At 70.5% G+C, this 9,588-nt stretch carries 9 protein-coding genes; 4 read left to right on the top strand and 5 right to left on the bottom strand.

What is annotated here, in order from left to right; all coding sequences use genetic code 11:
• The 3 genes from QM591_RS03165 to QM591_RS03155 form a co-directional block, all read left to right on the top strand.
• A partial coding sequence (locus tag QM591_RS03165) for an ABC transporter ATP-binding protein (protein WP_415129532.1) occupies positions 1-927 on the top strand: 927 nt, incomplete at its 5' end.
• Positions 928-1,033: 106 nt separating this feature from the next.
• Complete coding sequence (locus QM591_RS03160) at positions 1,034-2,341, top strand: DUF4032 domain-containing protein (RefSeq protein ID WP_415129530.1); 1,308 nt, start codon at positions 1,034-1,036, stop codon at positions 2,339-2,341.
• Positions 2,342-2,352: 11 nt separating this feature from the next.
• A complete protein-coding gene (locus QM591_RS03155; protein ID WP_415129528.1) occupies positions 2,353-2,667 on the top strand; it encodes a Dabb family protein in 315 nt (104 codons plus the stop codon).
• A 19-nt stretch (positions 2,668-2,686) separates the two neighbouring features.
• Here QM591_RS03155 and QM591_RS03150 read toward each other — a convergent pair whose 3' ends face one another.
• Positions 2,687-3,325: an NAD(P)-dependent oxidoreductase gene (locus QM591_RS03150; RefSeq protein WP_415129526.1), complete on the bottom strand. Its 639-nt coding sequence runs from the start codon at positions 3,323-3,325 to the stop codon at positions 2,687-2,689.
• A gap of 95 nt (positions 3,326-3,420) precedes the next feature.
• On the opposite strand from QM591_RS03150, the gene QM591_RS03145 reads away from it, so the two are divergent.
• On the top strand, positions 3,421-3,981 hold the full coding sequence (locus tag QM591_RS03145; protein ID WP_415129524.1) for a GNAT family N-acetyltransferase: 561 nt from the start codon (positions 3,421-3,423) through the stop codon (positions 3,979-3,981).
• Here QM591_RS03145 and QM591_RS03140 read toward each other — a convergent pair.
• The 4 genes from QM591_RS03140 to QM591_RS03125 are packed head-to-tail and all read right to left on the bottom strand — an operon-like array spanning position 3,929 to position 9,495.
• Positions 3,929-5,041, bottom strand: a complete 1,113-nt coding sequence (locus tag QM591_RS03140) for a zinc-dependent alcohol dehydrogenase (RefSeq protein ID WP_415129522.1) — start codon at positions 5,039-5,041, stop codon at positions 3,929-3,931. The genes QM591_RS03145 and QM591_RS03140 overlap by 53 nt on opposite strands.
• 7 nt (positions 5,042-5,048) lie before the next feature.
• The gene (locus QM591_RS03135) at positions 5,049-5,978 is read right to left on the bottom strand and encodes an NAD(P)-dependent oxidoreductase (RefSeq protein ID WP_067162041.1); all 930 of its coding nucleotides are present in this window, start codon (positions 5,976-5,978) and stop codon (positions 5,049-5,051) included.
• 50 nt (positions 5,979-6,028) lie between these two features.
• Positions 6,029-7,306: a 2-oxo acid dehydrogenase subunit E2 gene (locus QM591_RS03130; protein ID WP_415129520.1), complete on the bottom strand. Its 1,278-nt coding sequence runs from the start codon at positions 7,304-7,306 to the stop codon at positions 6,029-6,031.
• Positions 7,306-9,495 carry a thiamine pyrophosphate-dependent enzyme gene (locus QM591_RS03125; RefSeq protein WP_415129518.1) on the bottom strand — a complete coding sequence of 730 codons (2,190 nt, stop codon included), beginning with the start codon at positions 9,493-9,495 and terminating at the stop codon, positions 7,306-7,308. The genes QM591_RS03130 and QM591_RS03125 overlap by 1 nt, the downstream gene beginning before the upstream one ends.
• Positions 9,496-9,588: the final 93 nt, after the last annotated feature.

Below are 9,588 nucleotides of genomic sequence, written 5' to 3'. Positions count from 1 at the left end.
GGCCGCATCCTCATCGGCGACCGCGATGTCACCGACATCCCGCCGAAGGACCGCGACATCGCGATGGTGTTCCAGAACTACGCGCTGTACCCGCACATGACGGTCGCCGAGAACATGGGCTTCGCCCTGAAGATCGCCGGCGTCGGCAAGGAAGAGCGCGCCAAGCGCGTGGAGGAGGCCGCCAAGCTCCTCGACCTCGAGCAGTACCTGAGCCGCAAGCCCAAGGCCCTCTCGGGTGGTCAGCGTCAGCGTGTCGCCATGGGCCGCGCCATCGTCCGCAGCCCCCAGGTGTTCCTCATGGACGAGCCGCTGTCGAACCTCGACGCCAAGCTCCGCGTCCAGACCCGCAGCCAGATCGCATCGCTCACGCGTCGCCTCGGCGTCACCACGGTCTACGTCACGCACGACCAGACCGAGGCCCTCACGATGGGTGACCGGATCGCCGTCCTCAAGGACGGTCTGCTGCAGCAGGTCGGCACCCCGCGCGACCTGTACGAGAAGCCGCAGAACGTGTTCGTCGCCGGCTTCATCGGCTCGCCGGCCATGAACCTGTTCCCGGCCGACATCGCCGAGGGCGGCGTGCGCTTCGGCACGAGCGTCGTGGGCGTCGAGGCCGACACCCTGGGCAAGGCGAACGGCTCGCAGGTCACCATCGGTGTCCGCCCCGAGGACATCGTCGTCAACCCCGAGGACGGCCAGGGCATCACCGTGAGCGTCGACCTGGTCGAGGAGCTCGGTGCCGATGGTTACCTCTACGGTCACGCCGACGTCAACGGAAAGAACACCGACTTCGTCGCCCGTGTCGACGGCCGTCGTCACCCGAGCGCCGGCGACAAGGTCGTCCTCGCTCCGATCCCCGGCCACGTGCACGTGTTCGACTCCGAGTCGGGCGAGCGCCTGACCGACAAGGCCATCGCTTCGGCCTGATCCGACACAGACGAGCGACGCGGCGCGGTGGGTCACTGACCCCCGCGCCGCGGCGCATGTGGGGCTGGCACGCCCCGCACGACCGGTACGCAAGGGAGGACGCACCGTGGTGGAGTCGCTGACCATCACCGCCAGCAGCGTCGATGCGGGGCTGCTGGCATTGCCGTGGTCCTCGCCGCTCGAGGAGTGGTCGAACGACACGATCGTCTCGCTGCCGAAGGGGATCTCGCGCCACCTGGTGCGCTTCGCGAGCCTGTCCGGCCGGGTGGTGGCCGTCAAAGAGACGACCACCGAGATGGCGCGCCGCGAGTACGAGATGCTGGGCTCGCTGTCGCGGCTCGATGTGCCGTGCGTGGATCGCGTCGCCGTGATCGACGGCCGGCGCACCCCCAAGGGCGATCCTCTGCCGGCGGCCCTGGTCACCGCCCATCTCAAGTTCTCCCTCCCCTACCGGGCCCTGTTCACCCAGGTGCTCCGCCCCGACACCGCCGGGCGCCTCGTCGACGCCCTCGCCGTGCTCCTCGTCCGCCTCCACAACATCGGGTTCTTCTGGGGCGACGTGTCCCTCTCCAACACGCTCTTCCGCCGCGACGCGGGAGCGTTCGCCGCCTACCTCGTCGACGCCGAGACCGGAGAGCTCCATGAGCGCGGCCTGACCCGCGGCCAGCGTGAACACGACCTCGACATCGCCCGCACCAACATCGCCGGTGAACTGATGGACCTGGAGGCCGGTGGACGTCTGGAGGGCAGCGTCGACGCCGTCGCGATCGCCGACAGCATCATGTCGTCGTACTGGTCGCTGTGGGGCGCGCTCAACGACCAGGAGTCGTTCTCGGTCAACGAGTCGTGGCGCCTCACCGAGCGCGTGCAACGCCTGAACGACCTCGGCTTCGACATCGGAGAGATGTCGATCCAGACGATCTCCGACGGCACCGTCGTCTCGATCCAGCCCAAGGTCGTCGACGCCGGCCACCACCAGCGGCGACTGCTGCGCCTCACCGGCCTCGACGTCGAGGAGAACCAGGCCCGGCGTCTGCTCAACGACATGGACGAGTTCAGCGCTCGCGTGTCGCGTCTCGGCAGCGACGAGGAGATGGTCGCGCATGAGTGGCTGACGCGCGTGTTCGAGCCCGTCGTGAAGGCGATCCCGTTCGACCTGCGCGCGAAGCTGGAGCCGGCCGAGGTGTTCCACCAGGTGCTCGAACACCGGTGGTACATGTCGCAGGCGCGCGGGACGTCCGTTCCGATCGCGGAGGTCGTCTCGTCGTACATCAACGACGTCCTGCGCTTCCGGCGCGACGAGGCGACCGTGATGGGTCCGCCGACCGAGACCATGGCGCTGCCGATCCTGACCGGCACCGTCGACATCGAGGAAGAAGACGACGAGGGCGTCGACTGGCGCGACCTCGTCTAGAAGGGAACCCCATGATCCTGCACCAAGTCGCCTTCACCTGGCGCGAGTCGGTCACCGACGACGACGTGAGCGCCCTGACGGCGGCCCTCACCGAGATGGCGACGCAGATCCCGGCGATCCGCTCCTACGTCGCCGCACCGAACCTCCGCGTGCGCCCGAGCGACGTGGACTATGCGATCGCCGCGATCGTCGACGACGAAGCGGGTCTGGCCGGCTACCTGGACCACCCCGCGCACCTCGCGGTCTACGAGTCGCACCTGGGCCCGATGCTGGCCAGCCGCCACGCGTCGCAGCTGCCGCTGTCCGCCGGGACCCTCACCGCCTGAGCATCCCGGCGACCCCCGCTCAGTAGCCGACGGTGAAGCGCTCGCGGTGGTGGCGCGGCTGCTCGATCTCGTCGAGGACGGCCACCGCCAGGTCGGCGCCGGAGATGAACGACTCACCCGCGTCGTCAGTGACGATGACGTCGCCGCCATCGCGGTACTGACCGGTGCGCTCCCCCGGGTTCCACGCGCCGAATCCGCCCGCGGGGTGCACGAAGAACCAGTCCCGTCCGGTCTGCTCCGCCTGCAGGTCTTCGAGCACCCCGATCGCTTCGAGCGCCTCGGCCTTGAACTCCTCGGGGAACCCGCTGTCGACCACGCGGGGGCCACCCGGTGCGACGAGGCTGCCGCCGGCCCCTCCGATGACTCCCACGCGCACGTCGTCCGGAAGGACCGAGAAGAGCGCCTCGAGGTTGGGGCGCACCTGACCCTCCATCTCGCCGCGCGGAGCCACGGCCGAGACGACGACGTCGACGCCGGTCAGCTCCTTCGCCAGTGCCGGGACGTCGAGCAGCGTGCCCTCGACGTAGGTCGCCCCCGGGACGCGCTCCGCCGGTGCGGTGCGGGCGACCGAGAGGACGGTGTGTCCGCGGTGGACGGCTTCGGCGACGATGTGGCGTCCGGCATAGCCGGTTCCTCCGAGGACGGCGATGGTGGCCATGGGTGTTCCTTTCGACGGGTGTTGCTCTCCTCAATCATCGGTCGAGGCGGTGCATTCCCGCCAGGGCATCCCCGCGCGGTGCGATACTCCCAGACGTGACGTCTTCTCCTTCACCGGCCAGCGGCCTCCGCGCGGTGCCCTTGACGACCTCCGAGCTCGACGCGCTGGCGGCGGGCACCGCGAGCGACGAGGTGCGTCGACGACTGGGGCCGTACGTCGGCGGCGAGCCCTTGCGGTGGCTGTGGGAGATCCGCGCGGCACAGGTGCGGGAGCGCCCGCAGGACCTGCCGTGGATCGCCCGACCTCTGCACCGGGACGACGCGACCGTCGCCGTCGGCGCGGCCGGGTTCCACACCGCTCCCGACGACGAGGGCGCCGTGGAGATCTCCTACGAGATCGACCCCGCCTTCCGGGGGCGAGGCCTGGCCACAGCGGCCGCGGAGATGCTCGTGGCCGAGGCGATCGCCTCCCCCGAGGTGCGGACGGTCGTCGCTTCGGTGTCGCCGACCAACGCCGCGTCGCTGCGGATCGTGCGCCGACTCGGCTTCGTCAAGGTGGGAGAGGTGGAAGATCCCGAGGACGGCATCGAAGAGGTGTTCCACCTCAGCGCGAGTGCACCGCTTCCGGGCGGCCCGGGGGCCGTACGAGGGTCTTGACCGCCGGAGGCCGTCCCTCCGACAGAGGCTCCAGGGCTCCCACGACGAGATCGTCGAAGGCGATCGGCTCCGGCGCGACGGCCTGCCACCTCCCCGCCCTCTGCGCGACGAGGCGGGCAGCGTCCACGAGGTCGGTCTCACGGACCATCGCGTTGGTGCCGACCAGAGTGAGCTCGCGCACCGTGACTCGTCCGAGGTCGACGGGTGCCGGTCTCTTCGCGATCCCGACCGCCACCACGGTCGTTCCCATCGGCACGATCTCGATCGCGAGGTTCATGCCCCGCTCGCTCCCGGTGACCTCGAAGAACACCGGTAGCCGCTCGCCCCAGCTCGCCGCGATCTCTGCCGCAGAAGAGTCGGTGCCCGCGCGGACCGTGAGCTCCGCGCCGAGCTCGGCGGCGAGCTCCAGGCGCTGCGGATCGAGGTCGACCGCAACGACCGTCACTCCGAGATCGACGAGGGTGTGGATGAGGAAGGCGCCGATCCCTCCGACCCCCTGCACGACGGCGACCTCGCCGGCACGGACGCCCGACCGGCGTGCCGCATGGACGGCGATCGACATGGGCTGGACCAGCGCCGCCTCACGGCCGTCGATCCCGAGCGCGCCCGCGTCGATGCAGCTCGCCACGGGCGCCGTCACGTACGCGGCCAGTGCGCCGTCGCGGTGAAGGCCCACCGCACTGTACCGGCGGCACACGTTGGACCGACCGGACGCACACAGGTCGCATGACCCGCAGGGGGCGGCACCGCACGAGGCGACGAGTCGACCGGCCCACGCCGCGTCCACCCCCTCGCCGACGGCGACCACCGTTCCGGCGAACTCGTGCCCGAGGGTCATCGCTCCCTGATGCCCGGTCACGGCATGACGCTTCTCGATCGGGGTGAGGATCGGTCCGTACGCCCACTCGGCGGCGTCGGTTCCGCACACCCCGACCATCGTGACCTCGATGAGCACTTCGCCGGCCTCGGGGCGCGGCACGGCCACCTCCTCGAACCGCAGATCCCGGCGGCCGTGGAGCACCGCGGCGCGCATGGTCGCCGGGATCTGGGCAGGTGTCATCGAAGGGTCAGTCCGTCAGACCGTCGGTGACGTCGGCGTTCTCGGACTGGAGGTCGAGCCCCGCGCCGCGGGCGACAGCGAGCAAGAGCGTGGCGAAGTCCTGCTCCGTGTTTCCCGCGCCCACTTCCTGAGCGACGATCTGGCGGGTCGCCGAGGCGATCGGCATCGGCGCGCCGAGCCGGTAGGCCGCGTCGAGTCCGAGATCGAAGTCCTTCTGCAGCAGCGGCATCGTGAAGGTCGGCGTGAAGTCGAGGTTGACGAAGGCCGGGGTCTTGTACCCGGTGAAGACCGATCCCATGACCGAGTCGTTGAGGAAGGAGAGGAAGGCCTCGCGCGACACCCCGCCCTTCTGGGCGAGCACCGTGATCTCGGCGAGCGACTGGGTGACCACACCCAGGAAGACGTTGTGCGCGATCTTCACGAGGCGGGCCACCTCGCCCTCGCCCACGTAGGTGACACCGCGGCCGAACACCTGGAGCACCGGCTCCACCTCGTCGAAGACGTCGCGCGGACCGGAGACCGCGACGGTCAGCTTCCCCGCAGCGATCACGGCAGGGTTGCCGGAGACCGGCGTGGCCAGGAACGCGGTGCCGCGCTCGGTGGCGGCGGCCCGCACCTTCTCACTCGTGGCGACCGAGACGGTCGACACGTCGGCCACGATGCGCGGCGCGGACGGCCCGGTCAGCAGGCCGTCGGGTCCGAGGAGCACGTGCTCGAGGTCCTTGTCGGCCGAGACCATGCTGAAGACGAGGTCGCGACCGGCGAGGTCGACGGGGCGCGCTGCGTGGGAGGCGCCCGCATCGACGAGCGGCTGGACCTTCGCGGCCGTGCGGTTGTAGACGGCAACGTCGTACCCGGCATCGAGCAGTCGCTGGACCAGCTGGGTGCCCATGCGGCCCGCGCCGATCCAGCCGATGGTGGGCAGGTTGTCAGTCATGTGGGTGTTTCCTTTTCTCTCGACATCGAGGGTCTTCGGGTGGGATCGGATCAGACGAGCAGCGACAGCGGGTTCTCGATGCGTTCGGTGAACGCCGCCAGCCACTGGGCGGCGAGTGCTCCGTCGAGGACGCGGTGGTCGGCGGAGAGCGTGACGCTCATGACCGTGGCGGGCACGAGCGTCTCGCCCTCGACCACGGCACGGCGCTCGGCCGCGCCGACGGCGAGGATCCCCGAGTGCGGCGGATTGATGATCGCCGAGAACCTCGAGGTGCCGTACATGCCGAGGTTGGAGACGGCGAAGGAGCCGCCTTCCAACTCCCGCTGCTTGAGTCGGCCCGCACGTGCCTTCTCGGCGAGGTCGCGGACACCGCTGCTGATGGCACTGAGGGTGAGGCCCTCGACGCCGCGGAGAACGGGCGTGACCAGTCCCCCCGGGATCGAGACCGCGACGCCCACATCGACCGTCGTGAAGCGTCGGGTCGCCTCCTCCGTCCAGATCGCGTTGGCCTCGGGAACGTCGAGCATCGCGGCGGCGACCGCCTTGAGCACGAAGTCGTTGACCGAGATCTTCACCGCGCCCCGCTCGTTGATGCGCGCACGGAGCGCGAGCACCTCATCGACGCGACAGTCGGCCGACAGGAAGAAGTGGGGCACGGTCGTCACGCTCTCGGTGAGCCGGCGCGCGATCGCGCGCCGCATGCCCGTGTGCGGGATATCGGTGTACGCCGCGGCCTGCTCAGGAGACGGCACGCGCGCGGGCGCGGTCTCAGACGGTTCCGGCAGGGCGTCGAGGTCGCGACGGACGATACGCCCGTGCGGTCCCGAGCCCGCGATGTGCGAAAGATCGATCCCCCGCTCGCGCGCGAGCCTGCGGACGAGCGGACTGGCGAACAGTCGGGCACCCTCGGCAGGCACGGGCACTGGAGCGGGTGCGGGTGCCGGAGCCGCGGGCGCGGGTGTCTCCGGCACGGCGGACGCCGCTGCAGCGGGGGTCGATGCGGCCGCAGGCGCCTCCGGTGCGGCAACGACCGGCGCCGCGGCGGACGGGGCGACCCCGGCCTCGGCGATCGCGTCGTCGGCGGATTGTCCGGGCGCGGCGAGCACCGCGATGGGAGCGCCGACGGCCACGGCCGCACCGGCATCGACCAGCAGGGCCGCGACGACGCCGGCTTCCTCGGCCTCGTACTCGACGACCGCCTTCTCGGTCTCGATCTCGACGATCTCCTGCCCCGCCGCCACGCTGTCGCCGACGGCGACGAGCCACGACTGCACCGCGGCCTCGGTGGCTCCGGCGGCGAGCGCGGGCATGCGAACGACGGCGGCCATCATCGTCCTCCGGCGTTGATGCGAACGCGTTCGAGGCCGGCGACGACCTCTTCCGTGCGCGCGATGGCGGCGCGTTCGAGGATGCGGGAGATGCTCGGGCTCGCCTCTCCCCCGGTGACCCGCTCGACGGGCTGATCGAGCCAGTCGAAGAGTCGACGCTGGATCTCGTCGGCGAGCCACCCGCCGTACGACGTGCCTCGCGCGCCCTGCTCGACGATGAGGACGGCGCCGGTCTTCTTGACGCTGCGTTCGATGGTCTCCCAGTCCAGCGATGCCCGGTCGAGCCAGCGGAGGTCGATGACCTCGCCGGCGATTCCCGTCTGCTCCACGGCTTCCAGCGCGTGCCCCACCATCGAGAGGTACGTGAGGATCGTGACGTCGGAGCCCTCGCGCCGGACGGCGGCGCTTCCCGGCGGGATGATGTAGTCCAGGTCGCCGTCGGGCACCCGATCGGCCGTGCCGTAGAGATCGACGTGCTCGATCACCAGCACCGGGTCTTCCAGGGCGAGGGCGGCGTTGAGGAGCCCCACGTAGTCGGCAGCCGTCGAGGCGGCCACGATGCGCCACCCGGGGGCGGTCGCGAAGATGCCCGCGGGGTCCATGAGGTGCTGCGAGCCGTACCCGGATCCCATCGCGACCTTGGTGCGCAGGACCAGCGGGAGCGTGTTGTTGTCGCCGAACATGTGGCGCGCCTTGCCGACCTGGTTGAACACCTGGTCGGCGGCCACCCACATGAAGTCGGGGTACATGAACTCAACCACGGGACGGAACCGGCCGTCGAGCGCGATCCCGCCGGCGAGGCCGAAGAACCCGTTCTCGCTGATGGGTGTGCCGATCACGCGGTCGGCGCCGAACGCGTCGCGCAGCCCCTTGGTGGCGCCGTTGGTTCCGCCGGCGAGGCGGTGGACGTCTTCGCCCATCACGATGATGCGGGAGTCGGCGGCCATGCGGCGCTCCATCGCCGCAGCGACGGCGTCGACGAACTTGACCTCGGTCCAGCCACCGGTGTGCGCGGAGGGCTCGGCGACGGTGAGTCCTGCCAGCTCCGACGCGTCGCCGCGGATTCCGGTGTCGACGACGCCCGGATCGGGCCACAGCTCGGGGCGGATGCGGCGGCGCCCCGCGTTGTCCGGGTCGTCCTCGATGAGCTGGGCCACGGCGTCGGCCATCGCGTCCTGGGCCTGCGCGCGGACCGAGGCGGCCTCGTCCGGGCCGAGGATGCCCAGGCGAGCGAGCTCGGTCTCGACGCGGGTGATCGGATCGCGGGCGCGCCAGGCCTTCTCCTCGTCCTTCGTGCGGTAGCCGAACGCGCTCCCCGGGTAGGGACCGTTCTGGTGGAAGAACCGATAGACCTCCGCCTCGACGATGGCGGGGCCCTCTCCCGCGCGCATGCGGTCGAACGCCTCTTGGCTGGCGAGGTGGACCGCGAGCGGGTCCATGCCGTCCACGCGCCACGACGGGATGCCGAATCCCTGACCGCGCACGGAGAAGCGCGGGTCGGCGGTCACCTCGTCGGCGTGGGTCGACACGGCGTAGAGGTTGTTCTCGATGAAGTACATCACCGGGAGCTTCCACGCCGCGGCGAGGTTCATCGACTCGAGCACCGAGCCGATCTGACTCGACCCGTCGCCGAAGTAGTTGATGGAGACGTCGGTGGTGCCCGCGTGCTTCTGCGCCCAGGCGTTCCCCGTCGCGATCGGGGCGCCACCGCCGACGATCGCGTTCGTCCCGAGGGCGCCGGCCTCCAGCCACTGCAGGTGCATCGATCCCCCGCGCCCCCCGGAGAAGCCCTGGGCGAGGCCGAGGATCTCTGCGAGTGTCCGCTGGAGGAGCGCCTGCATCGGTTCGTCGACGACGGCGGTGGGGTCGATCGCGCCACCGCTGACGTGCGTGATGGCCTTGGCGAGGAACTGGTGATGTCCGCGGTGCGAGCCGTTGACCGCGTCGGTGGAGCGGAGGGTGACGATCGATCCGACCGCCCCTCCCTCCTGTCCGATGCTGGAGTGCGCGGGCCCGTGCACGAGGCCGGCGCCGGCAAGCTCCAGCACACTCTCCTCGAAGGCGCGGATCAGCTGCAGCTCGCCGAGCATGGTCGTCAGCAGCGCCGGGTTGGCGGCCTTCCAGTCGGCCGCCGTCGTGCGGAGCTCGACCCAGGGGACGTCGGTCGAAAGGGTGCGTCGTCGCGGCATGTGCGTCTCCATCGATGTCATGCGATGCCCTCACCGTAACCGGGATTGCATCCAATCGCAAGGGATCCACGGAACATCGATGAGAAAACTGCC

Origin of the sequence: Microbacterium sp. (genome assembly GCF_047607225.1) — a bacterium.
GTDB lineage: Bacteria > Actinomycetota > Actinomycetes > Actinomycetales > Microbacteriaceae > Microbacterium.
The sequence above is the reverse complement of the archived record's forward strand: the minus strand, read 5'-3'. Positions and strand labels throughout refer to the sequence as shown.

Bases quoted from the DNA above. Each gene is read 5' to 3' on its own strand.
- QM591_RS03155 (WP_415129528.1), top strand. From the start codon at position 2,353: ATGATCCTGCACCAAGTCGCCTTCACCTGGCGCGAGTCGGTCACCGAC.
- QM591_RS03150 (WP_415129526.1), bottom strand. From the start codon at position 3,325: ATGGCCACCATCGCCGTCCTCGGAGGAACCGGCTATGCCGGACGCCAC.
- QM591_RS03140 (WP_415129522.1), bottom strand. From the start codon at position 5,041: ATGACACCTGCCCAGATCCCGGCGACCATGCGCGCCGCGGTGCTCCAC.
- QM591_RS03135 (WP_067162041.1), bottom strand. From the start codon at position 5,978: ATGACTGACAACCTGCCCACCATCGGCTGGATCGGCGCGGGCCGCATG.
- QM591_RS03130 (WP_415129520.1), bottom strand. From the start codon at position 7,306: ATGGCCGCCGTCGTTCGCATGCCCGCGCTCGCCGCCGGAGCCACCGAG.
- QM591_RS03125 (WP_415129518.1), bottom strand. From the start codon at position 9,495: ATGCCGCGACGACGCACCCTTTCGACCGACGTCCCCTGGGTCGAGCTC.